Annotated in this window: 20 protein-coding genes; 11 read left to right on the forward strand and 9 right to left on the reverse strand. The window is 64.4% G+C overall.

Features of this window, described 5'->3' with window-relative positions; translation table 11 throughout:
- Positions 1 to 52: 52 nt before the first annotated feature.
- The 8 genes from TW83_RS00130 to TW83_RS19550 form a co-directional block, all read right to left on the reverse strand.
- Positions 53 to 628, reverse strand: a complete 576-nt coding sequence (locus TW83_RS00130) for an MT-A70 family methyltransferase (RefSeq protein WP_045980739.1) — start codon at positions 626 to 628, stop codon at positions 53 to 55.
- Entirely contained in the window at positions 625 to 969 is a 345-nt protein-coding gene (locus TW83_RS00135; protein ID WP_045980740.1) for a hypothetical protein, read from the reverse strand. Before TW83_RS00135 ends, TW83_RS00130 begins: the two co-directional genes overlap by 4 nt.
- Positions 966 to 1,268 (reverse strand): hypothetical protein, encoded by a 303-nt coding sequence (locus tag TW83_RS00140; protein WP_045980741.1) that lies wholly within the window; start codon positions 1,266 to 1,268, stop codon positions 966 to 968. Before TW83_RS00140 ends, TW83_RS00135 begins: the two co-directional genes overlap by 4 nt.
- Positions 1,265 to 1,432 carry a hypothetical protein gene (locus TW83_RS20340; RefSeq protein ID WP_157001263.1) on the reverse strand — a complete coding sequence of 56 codons (168 nt, stop codon included), beginning with the start codon at positions 1,430 to 1,432 and terminating at the stop codon, positions 1,265 to 1,267. The genes TW83_RS00140 and TW83_RS20340 overlap by 4 nt, the downstream gene beginning before the upstream one ends.
- A gap of 208 nt (positions 1,433 to 1,640) precedes the next feature.
- Positions 1,641 to 1,829 carry a hypothetical protein gene (locus TW83_RS00145; RefSeq protein ID WP_045980742.1) on the reverse strand — a complete coding sequence of 63 codons (189 nt, stop codon included), beginning with the start codon at positions 1,827 to 1,829 and terminating at the stop codon, positions 1,641 to 1,643.
- Positions 1,826 to 2,173, reverse strand: coding sequence for a hypothetical protein (locus TW83_RS00150; protein ID WP_045980743.1), 348 nt, complete (start codon positions 2,171 to 2,173; stop codon positions 1,826 to 1,828). The genes TW83_RS00145 and TW83_RS00150 overlap by 4 nt, the downstream gene beginning before the upstream one ends.
- Complete coding sequence (locus TW83_RS00155; protein WP_157001265.1) at positions 2,170 to 2,376, reverse strand: hypothetical protein; 207 nt, start codon at positions 2,374 to 2,376, stop codon at positions 2,170 to 2,172. The genes TW83_RS00150 and TW83_RS00155 overlap by 4 nt, the downstream gene beginning before the upstream one ends.
- A gap of 261 nt (positions 2,377 to 2,637) precedes the next feature.
- Complete coding sequence (locus tag TW83_RS19550) at positions 2,638 to 2,934, reverse strand: helix-turn-helix transcriptional regulator (RefSeq protein WP_084697136.1); 297 nt, start codon at positions 2,932 to 2,934, stop codon at positions 2,638 to 2,640.
- 397 nt (positions 2,935 to 3,331) lie between these two features.
- On the opposite strand from TW83_RS19550, the gene TW83_RS20345 reads away from it, so the two are divergent.
- From TW83_RS20345 to TW83_RS00205, 8 genes are all read left to right on the forward strand, one after another.
- Positions 3,332 to 3,607 (forward strand): hypothetical protein, encoded by a 276-nt coding sequence (locus tag TW83_RS20345; RefSeq protein WP_157001267.1) that lies wholly within the window; start codon positions 3,332 to 3,334, stop codon positions 3,605 to 3,607.
- Between the two features lie 378 nt (positions 3,608 to 3,985).
- Entirely contained in the window at positions 3,986 to 4,246 is a 261-nt protein-coding gene (locus TW83_RS00170) for a hypothetical protein (RefSeq protein WP_045980746.1), read from the forward strand.
- A gap of 3 nt (positions 4,247 to 4,249) precedes the next feature.
- Positions 4,250 to 4,540, forward strand: coding sequence for a hypothetical protein (locus TW83_RS00175; RefSeq protein WP_045980747.1), 291 nt, complete (start codon positions 4,250 to 4,252; stop codon positions 4,538 to 4,540).
- The gene (locus tag TW83_RS00180) at positions 4,537 to 5,511 is read left to right on the forward strand and encodes a hypothetical protein (protein WP_045980748.1); all 975 of its coding nucleotides are present in this window, start codon (positions 4,537 to 4,539) and stop codon (positions 5,509 to 5,511) included. The genes TW83_RS00175 and TW83_RS00180 overlap by 4 nt, the downstream gene beginning before the upstream one ends.
- Complete coding sequence (locus TW83_RS00185; RefSeq protein WP_239441251.1) at positions 5,504 to 6,655, forward strand: primase-helicase zinc-binding domain-containing protein; 1,152 nt, start codon at positions 5,504 to 5,506, stop codon at positions 6,653 to 6,655. Before TW83_RS00180 ends, TW83_RS00185 begins: the two co-directional genes overlap by 8 nt.
- Positions 6,652 to 8,511, forward strand: coding sequence for a DNA primase family protein (locus TW83_RS00190; protein ID WP_045980750.1), 1,860 nt, complete (start codon positions 6,652 to 6,654; stop codon positions 8,509 to 8,511). The genes TW83_RS00185 and TW83_RS00190 overlap by 4 nt, the downstream gene beginning before the upstream one ends.
- A gap of 434 nt (positions 8,512 to 8,945) precedes the next feature.
- Entirely contained in the window at positions 8,946 to 9,713 is a 768-nt protein-coding gene (locus TW83_RS00195; protein ID WP_052714493.1) for a hypothetical protein, read from the forward strand.
- A gap of 448 nt (positions 9,714 to 10,161) precedes the next feature.
- Positions 10,162 to 10,503 (forward strand): HNH endonuclease, encoded by a 342-nt coding sequence (locus TW83_RS00205; protein WP_045980752.1) that lies wholly within the window; start codon positions 10,162 to 10,164, stop codon positions 10,501 to 10,503.
- A gap of 2 nt (positions 10,504 to 10,505) precedes the next feature.
- Here TW83_RS00205 and TW83_RS00210 read toward each other — a convergent pair whose 3' ends face one another.
- Entirely contained in the window at positions 10,506 to 10,766 is a 261-nt protein-coding gene (locus TW83_RS00210; RefSeq protein ID WP_045980753.1) for a hypothetical protein, read from the reverse strand.
- Between the two features lie 212 nt (positions 10,767 to 10,978).
- On the opposite strand from TW83_RS00210, the gene TW83_RS00215 reads away from it, so the two are divergent.
- Genes TW83_RS00215 through TW83_RS00225 form a run of 3 tightly spaced genes read left to right on the forward strand, consistent with a single transcriptional unit; the run spans position 10,979 to position 14,450 of the window.
- Complete coding sequence (locus tag TW83_RS00215) at positions 10,979 to 11,482, forward strand: hypothetical protein (protein ID WP_045980754.1); 504 nt, start codon at positions 10,979 to 10,981, stop codon at positions 11,480 to 11,482.
- Positions 11,482 to 13,215, forward strand: a complete 1,734-nt coding sequence (locus tag TW83_RS00220) for a terminase large subunit (RefSeq protein ID WP_045980755.1) — start codon at positions 11,482 to 11,484, stop codon at positions 13,213 to 13,215. Before TW83_RS00215 ends, TW83_RS00220 begins: the two co-directional genes overlap by 1 nt.
- Entirely contained in the window at positions 13,215 to 14,450 is a 1,236-nt protein-coding gene (locus TW83_RS00225; RefSeq protein ID WP_052714496.1) for a phage portal protein, read from the forward strand. The genes TW83_RS00220 and TW83_RS00225 overlap by 1 nt, the downstream gene beginning before the upstream one ends.
- Position 14,451 lies beyond the last annotated feature (1 nt).

Genomic DNA, 14,451 nt, shown 5'->3' on the forward strand with positions numbered 1-14,451 from the left:
GAGACCTTTAGATAGGCGGCAGCTTCGTCCGGCGTCCATAAAAGCGGTGGCATCAGCTTGCCTCCTCGAATTTCTCGGACTCGTGTCCCCAGTTCGCCCACCCTGCCCGTCGCTGCCGGCTGAACACCTCGATGCGGCGCGCGTCGGGCATCAGCTTCTCTGCTTCGACGAAGGCCTCCTCCGGCTTGCGGCTATGCTCGCGGATCTGGCCCATGATGACGGACCTGGTGGAGCTAGTCGTCTTCGGCGCACCGCGCGTGCCGATTAAGAACGGCTCGCCGGCGCCGCGCAGGATGTAGCCCATGCCCATATTCAGCTTACCGTTCACCGTCGTCTTCACCCAGTGACCCGACGTCTTGTATTCGAAGCCCCAGGCCTCGGTCACTGCCAAGGCCTGAGGAAGCATCGTGTTTAAGCCCCACAGCCACAGTAGGCAGTTTGGCGCGGCCAATGCCGCGACGGGCAGTGCGGCGATCTCGTCGATCGTCATGCAGGCGTACTTGGCCTGAGGGGACCGCGTCTCGCCTTTCTCCGACCGCATCTCATACCGCCAGGGCGGATCGGCCATAATCATGTCGAAGCCGCCGAAGGGCCGCAGGTCGTTGAACTGGTGCAGGACGGTGGTCATGCGCTCCCACCGGTGATCTGGTCACGCAGCTGGCGATCGGTCAGTCCGACCGATGCCCCGCGCCGCTCGGCCGCAGCGATCCAGTTAGTAAATGCCCCGTGCAGCCCGGCCGTGCTAGTCGAGGTGATGCGGTGCATGGTGATGCGGTTGTTTTCCGGGCGCAGGCTGATGCGCGCGCCATAGGTCTCGCTCAGGTAGCGGCCCAGCTGCTCGGCCGCGGCGCGGTGGGCCCGGTGCTGGTCCATGATGTCGCCGCCGTTGCGGGTGTCGATCTTCGGCAGGCTCACAACTCGCTGGCGTAGATCGGCGATGGTGTCACGAATTGAGATCTTGTCACTCATGCCACCAGCTCCTCCCCGTCAACGCCGCGCCCGCCGTCCATCGCGGCCAGCTCGTCGTCCATGCTGAACGTCTTGGGGGTGCCCTGCATGACCGGGGTGCCACTGCCGCGCAGGCGGTTGCTCCAGCCTTTCTCTCGGGCGACGCGGGCGACGTGGCGGGCAGTGACGCCCCACTCGCGCGGCGCGGGGTAGCGGGCCACGAGGTCTGCAGCAACCTCGGCCGACGTGCGCGCCCAGGTGTGGGTCGTGCAGTCGTAGTGAATGATGGCTGCCAGGGCCATGGTGCGAGGGCTGGTCATGCTGCCTCCTGCTTCGCCAGGTGCGCGTCGATCTGCGAACGCGCCTGGTCCAAAGTTTCTGCGGTGCCGTGACCGTCGGTTTCGTCATGGGTCCAGACGTAGGGCGTGCACGGCACGTCGAACTGCCGGATCGTGATGCCGCGGTGGATGACGGGCTGGGTCATTTGAGCACCCTTGTGACCGGCTGCGTCTGTGCGGCCATTGCTGCCTTCAGGTGGTCGGTCAGCAGCTTTCCGAGGATTTCCTGCTGTACAGGGAGGTTCTTGATCACGGTCACAGCCGAGCCCCTTCCGGCAGCGCCATTCTCCGGACCTTGTCCCACTGGTGGGCCTCGTCGCTGGCGACGACAGTGATCGCCTGGCTGACATCCTTCTAGTTCGGCGGCAGGTGGCTCGCGATGACCGCCCTGCCCCGGTCCAGTGCCTCGACGATACGGCAGCACTCGGCCGCGGCGGCATGTGCCAGCGGCGGCATGTCAATCGGGTCGACGTCGAAGCGTTCGACGATGCCCAGCATGGCGCTGGTGATCTCGTCGCGCAGTTCTTGCGTGAGGCGGGTCATGTCAGTGCTCCAATGATGCGGGCCGCGCAGCTGGGCAGCGCGGCGGTGCCGTCGCAGGCCACCGGCCAGTTGGTGTTGATGGCGTCGTAGAGAGCGATGCCGATCACGAGGCAGACAAAGGCAAGCACCAGTCCGCCCGCGAGACCCACCAGGTGGGCGCGTCGGATGGCTGCGCGGTATTCCGGGGCGTCCTGGTCAAAAGCTTGTGGCGAAAGTCCCTCGCGCATGGCTGCAAGGCGCAGATCCTGCGCCTCGGCATAGGTTCCGCTGTCCCACCCCAAGTGCCGTGTCCGCCTGATCATCTCAGCATCGGCCAGGCTGAGCGGCTTCTGATCGGCGGTCATTGCGGCCCCCGATGAAGGTTGGCCGCATGGCGCCGCTGCGTGACGCGGAAGCCCATGCTGCTCATGGCAACGTTCCACGCCATGCGCCGAATGCTCTCCGGCAGGCGGGAGGCGAGGTCAGGGGTCGACAGCACCGCCATCGCGTCAGCGACAGCAGCGGGCGTCACGGGCAGAGAAACGGTATTGCTGTGGACGGGGCGCATGGCCGGGGTCTCCATCGGGTTTCGATGGGACTGAAAATGAATGTCAGGAATATTCCTGTCAATCCTTAAAATTCCTGATGGGAATTTCCGAACCGCTTGGTTAGGATCGTTGGAGGCAATTGCACCTCATGCACTTGCACCGCACGGTTGCGGTGCTGCATGATGTTCTCATTATGTTCTAGGGGGTATGAGTGACAGCAGAGGATCGATTCGCGGCATTACTTCGCCAGATGAGCGACGAAGAGTTTCGATCTTTCTTGGCTATGGCTGAGGGCCAGGCTGAACAAGCGCGGCCGCAAGCTCCAACCAACCTTTCTGCCGATCCGCAGAAAGACCGCGGAACGCCTTAACAAGCTCACGCTCGGCGGTAGCGCGGTCATCGGCTAGGAGGTCATACACCTCAACATCCAGCGCAGAGGCTAATGACCGGAGTACCCGCAAGGTCACGCCGTCGTAACCCGCCTCGACCTTCGAGATCATGGCTTGCTGGACGCCGGCCATGTCAGCCAGCTCTTTTTGGCTCAGTCCGCGGCTGAGACGCATGCTTTTCAGGTTCATGTCGACATTGTCATACGCTTGAGTGATAGCTGCAAACGCGTCTCAGGAATAATTATTCTTGACGATAATATTCCTGTCAGTGATAAGTGGGGCATGAGCACACTTCTCACATATCTCGCTGAGGCCGAAATTCGGCAAGATGACTTCGCGGCATCCGTAGGGGTGACGCAAGCTACTATCAGCAAGCTTGTGCGAGGGGTAGCTCGCCCAAGTCTGGACCTAGCGTTCGCCATTGCACGTGTCACCGGCGGCCGTGTTCCAGTCCAATCTTGGGACTCTTCCGGCGCGGACCATTCCGATCCGTGTCGAACCTCCCCCTCTTCCAACCAAGAGAACTCTCATGACCTGTCCCAACCCGATGCTTCGTCGGACGCAGCCTGATGCGTCGCGCCGTCAAATGTCCCAGCCCAACCTCCTTGAGGGGCGCGGGCGTAGGCACCAGGCGGCCCGTCGCGCCCACGTTCATCATGGTGCCGACCGTGCGGTCTTTGGCCGCAACTGGTCGCTTCTGATGATTGCCAGCTTCTCCAGCCGCGAGGCCTGCGCCGTCCATTTCGGCGTTACCTTTCAGACCGCATGCAACTGGTTCGACGCCCTGAATGCCCCCTATGGGCACCATGTCGACCACGCGACGCGGACCCTGCCCCGCTATGCCGAGATCATGGCGGGCTGACATGCAGATCGGGTCCCCAGGACACCCGAAGGCGGGAGAGATGGGCAGGAAGCACGGCCCGTCCAGGGGTGAGACCCCCCGCCCAAGCCACTATTCCGGCCGCCTTCGGGTGAATGTGGGAACGACCGGGATTGTGGAACCTGCGGCTGGCCCGGCCGAGAGCTGCCAGAAGGCGGCAGGGCACCATTACTCCGCATCCGCCTGTCCGGATCCGGCACCTGGCGCGGCGGCCTGACCGCCGCGTCCTTTTCATCCTCATCCGCGCGGTCCCTCACGCGCGGCTTCCGGGGCGCCCGCCACTCGTCCTCCCTGCGGGCGCCCCGGTTCATCCCAGAGCCGGAGGCTGCAATGCCCACCACCAATCACAGGATTGCCGCGATGCAGATCACCCTTGGCGTCGCCATGCGCGCCAAGCTGGCCACGCCGGACGTGAACTCCCTGCGCTTGGCCGTGATGGCGGTGAACAAAAGCTTTGGGGTCGAGGATCCGCTGCGCGTCGCGCTGACAGATTTCGCCGACCGCTTTCCCTGCGCCAAGCGCGACCCGTCCGCCCTGCAGCAAGCGGGCGACGTGCTGTTCGATGCTGTCCGGCGCGCAACCTGGCCCGCGTCTGTCTTGCGCGCCGATATCGAGGGTTGATCCATGAAGCTGACGCAGTTCGATCGTGCGCTGATCCACGGCCTGGCCGTGCTGTCGCGCCCGCCGCTGACCCCCGATCCGGGCGAGCATGCGATGCTGGCCGACATCGTCGCCAAATGTGCCGAACAGGCTACGCGCGATGGGGCGATGCTTCCGTTGATTCAGGCGGCAGCCCAAGTCGGCCGGACGCCTGCGATCCATCGCGGCACGGTGCACCTGATCGCGGCCGCCATGAACGATTTTGACCGGTGGGCGCTCGGCGCGCACTGGGACGCTGCGCGGGGTGTGAAATGAGCCGCGCTGACCTGATCCCGCTGGCGCTTCTGCGCGACCTGGCGGCTCGCTTGCCTGACCCGATCCGGCCCGCCAGCTTCGTGGACCTGGCGGTGTATATGTCGCGCACCGCACCGGCCTCGACCGCCCCGGCGCCTACGATCGCCGTCGCACCGGCGACCGCGATCACCGCGCCCGGCGCCGCCGTCGCGCCGGCGCCGGGCGCGATCAACAAGAAAGGCCTGCCTTGGACGCTGGAAGAGCTGCAGCAGGCGCGTGAGCTGCTGACGGGCGGCAAGGGACCCTCCGAGGTCGCTCGCATCCTCGGGCGCCCTGTGGCCGCAACCCAGATTGCCATCAAGCGATATGGCGTTCGCGGTACCGGGCCGATCACGGTGCCCGGCCGTCCCAAGGGCCGGTTCAAGAAGGCCGACCCCGCCAAGACTGCCCCGGCGCGCAGGCCCAAGGCCTCGACCGACGCGAAGTGCACGCCCCCGGCCAAAGCCAAGGCATTCCCGACACCCCCGGTGGTCATGCCGACCCCGACAGTCGCGCCACACGCTGCCCCGAGGATCGCGCCTGCCGCGCCTTTGCCCTCGTCACCCGCACCGAAACCTGCCACGGCACCGGAGCCAACGCCCCAGGGCGCGGATCCGAAGCAGGCGCGCATCCGCGCCACCCTGCAGGCCGCCATCGCCGAGAATCAGCCCGGGCGGCAAATCCGTATCCTGTCGCACGTGCTGACCCTGCCGCGCGGCAGCTTTACCGCCGCCGATGACCTGTTCCTCGCCGAGGGCTTGGCAACCCGCCGCGCCTTGGCCAAGATTGCCGACCAGCTGGGCTGCGAACCTGCGGCCGTGACCGGGCGCTGGAAGGCGATGCTGTTCGCGGACCTGACCGATCGACACGGCCATATCCTGCTGGACGGTCAGGCCGATCTGCTGCGCGCGCTGCGCTGGCTGGTCGACCACGAGGCGCAGACCCGTGCGTGAAGATCCGCGAATCGCCATGGCGCATCAAGTGCCGATGCTGGAGCTGGTTGATCGGCTGGCCATCGGCGGCCTGGTGCGCACCGGCGGCGAGCTGATCGGTCCCTGCCCCGGCTGCGGGGGCAAGGACCGCTTTTCGATCAATACGCGCAAGGACGTGATCTTCTGTCGTCGCTGTGATGCCAAGGGCGACCAAATCGCCTTGGTGCAACTGGTGCTGGGCCTAGACTTCCCGGCCGCGCTGGACTGGCTCGTCGGGCCCAGGCAGGAACTCACGCCGCAGCAACTGGCCGCGCAGGAACGCAAGGCCGAAGAGCATCGCCGTGCGCGCGAGGCCGACGCCGCCCGCCGCCGCGCCGATGCCATCGCCCAGGCCCGCAAGATCTGGGATCAGGCAGGCCCGGCCGATGGCACCGCTGTCGTGGATTATCTTGCTCGGCGCGGCATCCGCCCACGTTCCGGTGCGCAGCTGCCGCGCTGTTTCCGTTTCGAGCCCGGCGCCCGACTCGTAGTGCCGGGTGAAGGCCGCCGGGGTGAGTTTGTCACCGTCCATGAGGGCCCGGCCATGCTGGCCGCGATCCTTGGTCCGGACGGCACCCTGACGGGCGTGCATCGGACGTGGATCGACCTCGACCAGCCCAAGGGCAAGGTGGTGGTCATGAACCCGGCCAAGCCGGGCGAGCTGGTGCCGTCGAAGAAGGTTTACGGGTCGAAGAAGGGCGGCGCGATCCGCATCTTCACCCCGCGCGATGCCACCTGCCTGGTCATGGCCGAAGGCATCGAGACGACGCTGTCGGCGATGGTCGCCGCCGCCCATGCCGCCGGAGCTGCGTACTGGGCCGGGGTCGACCTCGGCAACATGGCCGGCGCGCGCAAGCTGGGACCCGGCCTCAAGTACGCCGGCATCCCGGATCTGGCTGACCTCGATGCATTCGTGCCGCCCGCTTGGATCAAGCGCCTGGTCTTCGTCCAGGACGGCGACAGCGATCCGAAGCTGACCCGCGCCAAACTCCTTTCCGGCCTTCGCCGCGCCATGGCGCTGCGTCCCGGCCTGACCGCCGCCATCGTCCACCCGGGCGAGGGCATCGACATGAACGACCTGCTGATGGGCGCACAAGACGTCGCACGGCGAAAGGATGACAGATGACCGACGACGGTATCGAGAAGGTCCGGGCTGCCATGGCTGCGGAAGAGGAGGTCGATCTGCCTGACGGCATGGATCTGCCGCAGGATGCCTATGGCGACGATCCAGCCGACAGCTATCCCGAGGGCTATCTGCCGCCGCCGCCCCCGCCGGACGATCGCGATGGTCAGGACGACGGCGAGACCCCCGACCCCGTTGCGGTCGCCGCCGCCGAGCCCCTTAACGACATCGGGAATGCCCGTCGCTTCGTGGTGCATTTCGGCCAGGACGTTCATTACGTCTCGCAGGTCGGCTGGCATATCTGGGACGGGATGCGCTGGCGCAAGGACGCCGAGATCACCAAGGGGCTGTCGCCGCGAATCCGCATCATGGCCCAGCAGATGTCGGCGCTGATCGAGCAGGAGATCGACTTCATCCTGCCCTCGCCTCGCGATCGCAAACTGCTGGAGGAGGAGTTCCAGCTGATCAAGCGCCGCGCCGAGATCGAGAGCACCGCGGGATATGCGGCCGACGAGGCCCTGCTTGGAGAGCTGGGCAACATCGCCGGGCGCCTCCGCAATATCGAGACCGCCCTCAAGGGTCATAAGACGGCCATCGGTCGCCGCATCACCCATGCCAAGAACGCCGGCAACTCGGGGCCGATGACGAACATGGCGGCCGAGGCCTCGGTCATGCGCTCGATCACCGTCGACGATCTGGATCAGGATGACCTGGTGGTGAACACGCTGACGGGGACGCTGCGCTTCTACATCGACCCAACTGGCGATCTGGGCATGGGCCCGAAGCCCGCGGTCAAATTGATGCCACACGACCGCGCCCACATGCTGAGCAAGCTGATGCCGGTGGATTACGACCCCGCTGCGACCTGCCCGCGCTTTGACGACTTCCTGTTGCAGATCCAGCCGAACATCGACGTTCGGCGGTTCCTGCAGCGTTGGTTCGGCCTCTCCATGAGCGGCATCCCCGTCCAGAAGCTGGCCTTCTTCCACGGGGCCGGCGCAAACGGCAAATCGGTCCTGGTGGACATCGTCTCACGCATCATGGGCGACTATTCGGCGACGGCGAAGATCGAGAGCCTGACCGGCAAGAACAAGAAGTCCGGCTCGGACTCGCAGCCCGACATGATCCCCCTGATCGGTGCCCGCAGCGTCCGGACCTCCGAGCCCGAAGAGGGTGAGCGCCTCCAGGAAGCGCTGATCAAGGCGCTGACCGGGGGTGAGCCGATGATGATCCGGGATCTGTTCTCCGGCATGATCGTGGTGCAGCCCTATTTCAAGCTGACGATCAGCGGCAACCACCTGCCCGACATTCGCGGCGGTGACGACGGGATCTGGCGGCGTCTGATGCTGGTCAAGTTCCCGATCCAGATCCCCGAGCACAAGCGGATCCCGAAGAAAGACCTGGACGCGATCCTGTGGGAGGAGCGGGCCGGCATCTTCAACTGGATGGTGCAGGGCCTGCTCGACTTCCTCGATGGCGGCCTCCAGGAGCCGGACGAGGTCTTGGCCGCAACGGAGGACTATCGCAAGGACAGTGACCCGGTCGGGAGCTTCCTGGCCGATGCCACCACGGTCACCGGCTACGAGGGCGACTTCATGACAGCCCGCGAGCTGATCGAGGCCTTCAACTTCTGGATGGAGGAGCGTGGGGAGACGCGATGGGGCGGCAGGACCGTGTCCAACCGCCTCAAGGGAAAGGCGGACAGCTGGCGGCACCCAGAGACCCAAAAGACCTTTGCGCCCGGCAAGTCGGGCGTCACCGGCTATCGCGGGATAAGGCTTAGCGAAGACTTCGGCCAACGCATGCGCGAGGCCGAAACCAACGACAAGGGCAACGGATGGACGTCATGGTCCAAATGACCCCGCACCCCATTCTCAGGATCATCGACCAGGCGGGCCTTCGGGCCCGTCGCGCATGTCAGCCCCTCGTCGCTGTGTTTGGGCCCGACGGGCTTAGTGGCGGTGGCCGTTGGGCGCGACTGAAAGCGGGGTCAGGGGGCTTCGGTTTCAATGTCATCAAAGGGTTAGGTGATGTTTTTGGGCCTGAGGGCCTGACGGGCCTGAAAATCTCGCCCACGTGCGCGCGTCTTCCAAACGGGGTCGGGGGGAAAGTCTGCCCTGTGCATGGGGCGAACTTTCAAGCCCATCAAGCCCGTCAGGCCCAAATTCACCACTCAAGCCCATGATTTCATTGGATCAGGCCCTATCAAATACCCTCTAATCTCAAGCCCTCTTCAATTCCCACTAAGCCCATCAGGCCCAATCCCTAAAGACAAAGAACAACGGATAGACAAATGACCGAGAAGGGACGCAAAATGTTGATCGCAAAGCTTGCCGAGGATCAAAACCACCTTCCCGCAGGCCTGTCCGCCAGACTGAAGGCCCAGGAGGCCGAACGTGCCGCTGCGTTGCGCCTGAGGGCCGTGAAGGATGCTGGGGCTATTCCTGAGGCCTGCGGCCCTGACATCGCCCCTGCCCCGGCCCGTGGCGGCTTCGTGCTGGTTCAGAACATCGAGCTGCTTCCGGTGGGCACCGATGACGTCGAGGCCGTCCATCGGGGTTACGGCGGTCGCCAGGCCATCCGCCGGGCAGATGCCTTCGACGCCATGCTAGCCGCAGCCGCGCGCCGCAAGCAGCCTGCGCCCCTAACCCATGGCCAGATCTCGATCGGCCGGCGCTACCACGACCTGGTGCAGCTACTGTCGGCCGACGGCACCAAGCTGTCCAGCCTGCAGGCCAGCGCGGGCAGCCCGGACGGGCGAGACTGGATGGACCGGCGGTTGGAGGTCTCGGCCGAGGTGGATCGCATACGCCGCCGGATCGGTACTGGCTTGGCGATGGCGGTGCGGCGGGTGCGCCCCTCGGACCGCGGCGGGCCGACGGCACGGCAGATATCCGACATGGTGCTGGTCGATGCGGTCTGCCTCAAGGGGAAGTCGATTAAGACCGTTTTGACGTTTTACAACTGGTCGACCTACAGTGGCAACCAAAAGGCGCTATCAGCGGCTCTGAGTGCGGCGCTGGACCGCATGATCGGTTACCGGGGCCGAAAAAGTTCTTGACCGCTTACCTCACTCTGTGTGACACGAATCACTATTATCTAGACGTGCGCCCGCAGGGATCATCCCCTCGCGGGCGTTCGTCGTTCTAGCGTGCCGGGTCGGCGATGACTTCGAGCCTTATGTCATGCAATGACGGATCACCGCTCCAATCAGAACGCTCGATTGTCGTCTTTACGATGATACCTGGGATCGAACGTCCACAGTACTCGAAGTCGCAAGTGGTGGCCCTTGGCAGGTGACCATCAGGGAGCGGCACCGTCTTCGCATGGATCAGGTAACGTGTCTCGATCCGCATAACCTCCGCATCGGCTAGAGCCATATCGGCAATCCTAAGAGTAGTTCTGTGCATGGCAAATATCTCCATGTGCACTTGATGAATGCGGGGGTGGCTTATGAGGCCAGTACCGCATGCGCAATGTTCTGAGGCCCCACTTAACAAGGATCAGCCATGGTGCGCATGAAGCAGCTCGCACAGCGCGGCCAGCAGCTAAAGCCGCGAGGGAACGGCGGCGCTGCGCCTGTCCGGTCGCGCGATCGGATCGATACCTGGCGCAAGTGGTATAAGACAGCAGAATGGCAGGCCATCCGATGGGATGTGCTGGTCGCTGCCCGCTTCACATGCGTTCGGTGCAAGCGGATCTTCGAGAGTGCCCAGCTGGTCGGCGACCACATCCGCGCCCATCGTGGTGACCGCGATCTGTTCTTTGATCGAGCCAATGTTCAGTGCATGTGCGCCACCTGCCATAGTAGGGACAAGCAGCGCGAGGAGCGTGCGTCACTGCTGGACTAAGCTCACACCGTTTCGAATGTGATGTAGCCGGAGGAATGATCTGCGCTTGGCTCGTCACCATCGTCAATGAGCACAAGTTCCCGTATGGGAGCGTCAAAGGTCTCGTCTCCCTCCACCATGACACGGACGGTTTGGAAGGCGGTCATCGGATCGCGTGGCAGCAGGATGTTGATGAACTCGATCTCGCCTTTGCCAATTTGCCCAAAGCACATCATCCCAGCATATGGGCCGGAGCCGTCCAAGGTGAAGTCTACCCGACGCATCTGCAGTCCTCCTGTCGCCTCTAAGGGCTAACGTGACAGCGTTTTGACCGTTCCGGTTTAGGTCGGCATTCCAGCAATGGTGAGCCGAGGAATGATCGGGCCCGACCTCGGGCACCATGCCAAGCTGGAGCGAGGGCGGGGGGGTGGGTCGAAAGTCGGGGGGCCGTCCCGGCCCGGACCCGCGTCCCCCTCAGTCGGAGATTTTTTTTCCCATGAAAGTCGAAAATCCTGCAGCCGGGGGCGATGTTGATCTGTTCGGCCAGCCGCTGACGCCGCTGCGGGATCGGCGGGGGCGGCCGTCATTCTCGAAAACAAAGGAAAATCAGGACTTTGTTATGGTTCGCATTGCCGCCGGGTGGGCGCAGAAGCGGATCGCCGAGGATATGGGGATCGATGAAAAGACCCTGCGCAAGCATTTTTCCCGTGAGCTGGAAATGGGCGCAACTTTTGTCGATGGCGTGATGCTGGACGTGCTGATGCGCAGGGTGCGCGAGGGTCACACCCCCTCGATCCGCCAGCTGCGCGAACGGATCCAGGACGCCGCGCCGGCTGCGCCCCGGCGCGGTGCGCGCCCTGCAGATCAGGATGATGATGGCGACGATGACGCGCCGGCCGCGCCCCTGGGCAAGAAAGAGCAGGCCCGGCTGGACGCGCAGAATGTGCCCGACAATTTCGGTGACATCTTCGATCGCATGAAGAACCGCGGCGCCCACTGATGCCGCTGGATGATGGGCTGTCCTTTGCCTGCCCCGATTGGGCGGACAAGCTGGCACGCGGTGAAACACCGATCGCGACCCTGCCGCTTGATCCGATCATGGCCGAGGCGGCGGTGGATCTGTTCAACCTGCTGCGGGTGCCCGACATCAGGGGCCAGCCCACCATGGCCGAGGTGGGCGGGGAATGGATGCGTGACCTGGTGCGGGCCGCGTTCGGTTCGATCGATCCCGAAACCGGCAAGCGGTTCGTGGGCGAGATCTTCAACCTGATCCCGAAGAAGAACAGCAAGACCACCAACGCGGCCGCCCTGGGCATCATCGCCCTGCTGATGAACCAGACCCCGAACATCGACGGGATCATTATCGGGCCCACGCAGGCGGTGGCGGCCAAGTGCTTTGCGCAGGCGGCCGGGATGATCGAGGCTGATCCTTACCTGCGCCGCCGGTTCAAGGTCAGCGACCATAACAAGACGATCACGGATCTGCACCAGGACGAGGAAACAGGGGTGCGGATGAACGCCACCCTGCAGATCAAGAGTTTCGATCCCAAGGTGGTCACGGGCGGCATCCCCGCCTTTGCGATCATCGACGAGCTGCACCTGATGGCGGAGATGAACCACGCCGCGCGCGTGATCGGCCAGATCCGGGGCGGCATGATCACCAATGATGAAAGCCTGCTGATCATCATCACCACGCAGTCGGAGATCGCGCCCACCGGCGTGTTCAAGTCTGAATTGCAGTATGCGCGCGGGGTGCGGGATGGCGCGATCACCGCCGGCGTGCGGATGCTGCCAGTGCTGTATGAGTTCCCCGAGGCCGTCCAGCGCGACGAAAAGCAGCCTTGGAAGGATCCGAAGCTGTGGCCGATGGTGCTGCCGAACCTGGGCCGATCGATCAAGCTGCCGCGCCTGATCGCCGATTTCCAAACGGCCGAGGGCAAGGGCAAGGCCGAGCTGATCCGGTGGGCATCGCAGCACCTGAATATCGAGATCGGGCTAGGGCTGCACAGCAACCGCTGGCCCGGTGCCGATTACTGGCTGCGGTGCGGCGATCGCAAACTGACCCTGGCCGAGCTGATCCGGCGCTGCGAGGTCGCGGTGGTGGGGATCGACGGCGGCGGCTTGGATGACCTGTTCGGGCTGGCGGTGATCGGCCGGGAAAGGGGAACCCGGCAATGGCTGCATTGGGCCCATGCCTGGGCGTTCCAGGACGTGTTCGATCAGCGCCAGGACATCGCGGCCCGGCTGGAGGAATTCAAGGATCTGGGCCAGCTGACCCTGTGCGAACAGGTCGGCGACGATGTGGCCGGCGCCGTCGCGGTGATCCGCGAGCTGGAGGATGCGCAGCTGCTGCCTAACGCGAGCCCGGCGATCGGCCTGGATGCGGCCGGCATCAATGAGCTGCTGGATGAATTGGAGGCCGAGGGATTCGGCGACGATCGATGGATCAGCATCGGCCAGGGCTGGAAGCTGCAGGCCGCCGTTCAATCGCTGCCGCGCCGGCTGAAACAGGCCCGCATGACCCATGGCGGGACCGAGCTGATGGCTTGGAACGTGGGCAACGCAAAGGCCGAATTGAAAGGGAGCAACTGGATCGTGACGAAGCAAACCGCCGGATCCGCAAAGATCGACACCCTGATGGCCACCTTTAACGCCGCCATGCTGATGTTTGGCAATCCTGAACCCCCGGCCTCGATCGATGAGTTCCTGGCCGATCCCATCATGGTGATCTGATGCAAAAGCCAACGGCCATCATTGATCAGTTCGGCCGCCCCATGGCGGCCGCGCTGACGAAAGCCGATCGCCTGACCATGCAGGGCGGCGATCTGGGCTATCACGTCGCTGCCAACGCAAGTGGGAAGGCGGTGAACCTTTCCAGCGCCCTGACCATTTCCGCAGTCTGGGCGTGCATCGCGCGGGCCGCGCAGGCGATGGCATCGCTGCCGATCGATGTTTTCCAAAAGACCCCGGCCGGCCGCCAGAAGATCGGCGGGGATCTGGATGATCTGATCAGCCTGTCGCCCAACGCGGATCAGACGCCGGTGGAGTTCTGGGAAGGCATGTTTTCCTGGATGCTGGCCACCGGGAATGGATACGCGGAAATTGCCTGGATCGGCGATCGCCCGGCCGCCTTGCTACCGATCCCATCGACGCATTGCCGGCCGGTGCGCCAGGTCAACACAAACGAGCTGATCTATCTGGTCACGGATCCGGGGGCACGCCGGCCGCGCCCGGTGAAACAGACCGACATGCTGCACTTGCGGGGGTGGGGTTTCGGCGGCGACGAGGGCATGTCGCCGATCCGGTGGGGCACGCAATCCTTGGGCGCCGCGATGGCGGCCGACGAGGCCAGCAGCGGGATGTTCGGATCGGGTATGCAGGCATCCGGCGTCCTGAAAACCAACAGCTCAATCAGCGAAAAGCAGCGCCCGCAGCTGCAGCAGCTGGTCGCGGATTATTCGGGATCGAGCCGGGCCGGCAAGATCATGGTCCTTGAGGCCGGGATGGAGTTTTCGCAGCTGTCGCTGAACCCCGACGATGCGCAGATGCTGGAAACGCGCCGGTTCTCGATCGAGGAAGTGTGCCGGTGGTTCGGGGTGCCACCGATCGTCATCGGGCACTCGGCCGAGGGCCAGACGATGTGGGGCACCGGCGTGGAACAGATTTTCCTGTCCTGGATGCAGCTGGGGATCAATCCGGTCCTGAAAAAGCTGGAACAGCGGATCCGCAAATCCCTGATCCGCCGGCGCGACCAGCGCACGATCTATGCCGAGTTCAACCGCGAGGCGATGCTGCAGATGGACAGCAAGGCCAAGGCCGATTTCCTGCGCCAGATGACCGCCAACGGCATCATGTCGCGCGACGAGGCCCGCGACAAACTGAACATGGAACGCCGGGGCGGGGGTGCTGACGATCTGATGATCCAGACCGCCATGGCGCCGATCGACAGCCTGAACGAAAGGATCTGAC

It is taken from the genome of Paracoccus sp. S4493, from assembly GCF_000967735.1.
GTDB lineage: Bacteria > Pseudomonadota > Alphaproteobacteria > Rhodobacterales > Rhodobacteraceae > Paracoccus > Paracoccus marcusii.

Coding starts and splice junctions, on each gene's coding strand:
- TW83_RS00150 (WP_045980743.1), bottom strand. CDS start 2,173: ATGACCGCCGATCAGAAGCCGCTCAGCCTGGCCGATGCTGAGATGATC.
- TW83_RS00225 (WP_052714496.1), top strand. CDS start 13,215: ATGCAAAAGCCAACGGCCATCATTGATCAGTTCGGCCGCCCCATGGCG.
- TW83_RS00135 (WP_045980740.1), bottom strand. CDS start 969: ATGAGTGACAAGATCTCAATTCGTGACACCATCGCCGATCTACGCCAG.
- TW83_RS00215 (WP_045980754.1), top strand. CDS start 10,979: ATGAAAGTCGAAAATCCTGCAGCCGGGGGCGATGTTGATCTGTTCGGC.
- TW83_RS00145 (WP_045980742.1), bottom strand. CDS start 1,829: ATGACCCGCCTCACGCAAGAACTGCGCGACGAGATCACCAGCGCCATG.
- TW83_RS20345 (WP_157001267.1), top strand. CDS start 3,332: ATGTCCCAGCCCAACCTCCTTGAGGGGCGCGGGCGTAGGCACCAGGCG.
- TW83_RS20340 (WP_157001263.1), bottom strand. CDS start 1,432: ATGACCCAGCCCGTCATCCACCGCGGCATCACGATCCGGCAGTTCGAC.
- TW83_RS00180 (WP_045980748.1), top strand. CDS start 4,537: ATGAGCCGCGCTGACCTGATCCCGCTGGCGCTTCTGCGCGACCTGGCG.
- TW83_RS00190 (WP_045980750.1), top strand. CDS start 6,652: ATGACCGACGACGGTATCGAGAAGGTCCGGGCTGCCATGGCTGCGGAA.
- TW83_RS00170 (WP_045980746.1), top strand. CDS start 3,986: ATGCAGATCACCCTTGGCGTCGCCATGCGCGCCAAGCTGGCCACGCCG.
- TW83_RS00205 (WP_045980752.1), top strand. CDS start 10,162: ATGGTGCGCATGAAGCAGCTCGCACAGCGCGGCCAGCAGCTAAAGCCG.
- TW83_RS00195 (WP_052714493.1), top strand. CDS start 8,946: ATGACCGAGAAGGGACGCAAAATGTTGATCGCAAAGCTTGCCGAGGAT.
- TW83_RS00130 (WP_045980739.1), bottom strand. CDS start 628: ATGACCACCGTCCTGCACCAGTTCAACGACCTGCGGCCCTTCGGCGGC.
- TW83_RS00220 (WP_045980755.1), top strand. CDS start 11,482: ATGCCGCTGGATGATGGGCTGTCCTTTGCCTGCCCCGATTGGGCGGAC.
- TW83_RS00175 (WP_045980747.1), top strand. CDS start 4,250: ATGAAGCTGACGCAGTTCGATCGTGCGCTGATCCACGGCCTGGCCGTG.
- TW83_RS00140 (WP_045980741.1), bottom strand. CDS start 1,268: ATGACCAGCCCTCGCACCATGGCCCTGGCAGCCATCATTCACTACGAC.
- TW83_RS00155 (WP_157001265.1), bottom strand. CDS start 2,376: ATGCGCCCCGTCCACAGCAATACCGTTTCTCTGCCCGTGACGCCCGCT.
- TW83_RS00210 (WP_045980753.1), bottom strand. CDS start 10,766: ATGCGTCGGGTAGACTTCACCTTGGACGGCTCCGGCCCATATGCTGGG.
- TW83_RS19550 (WP_084697136.1), bottom strand. CDS start 2,934: ATGAACCTGAAAAGCATGCGTCTCAGCCGCGGACTGAGCCAAAAAGAG.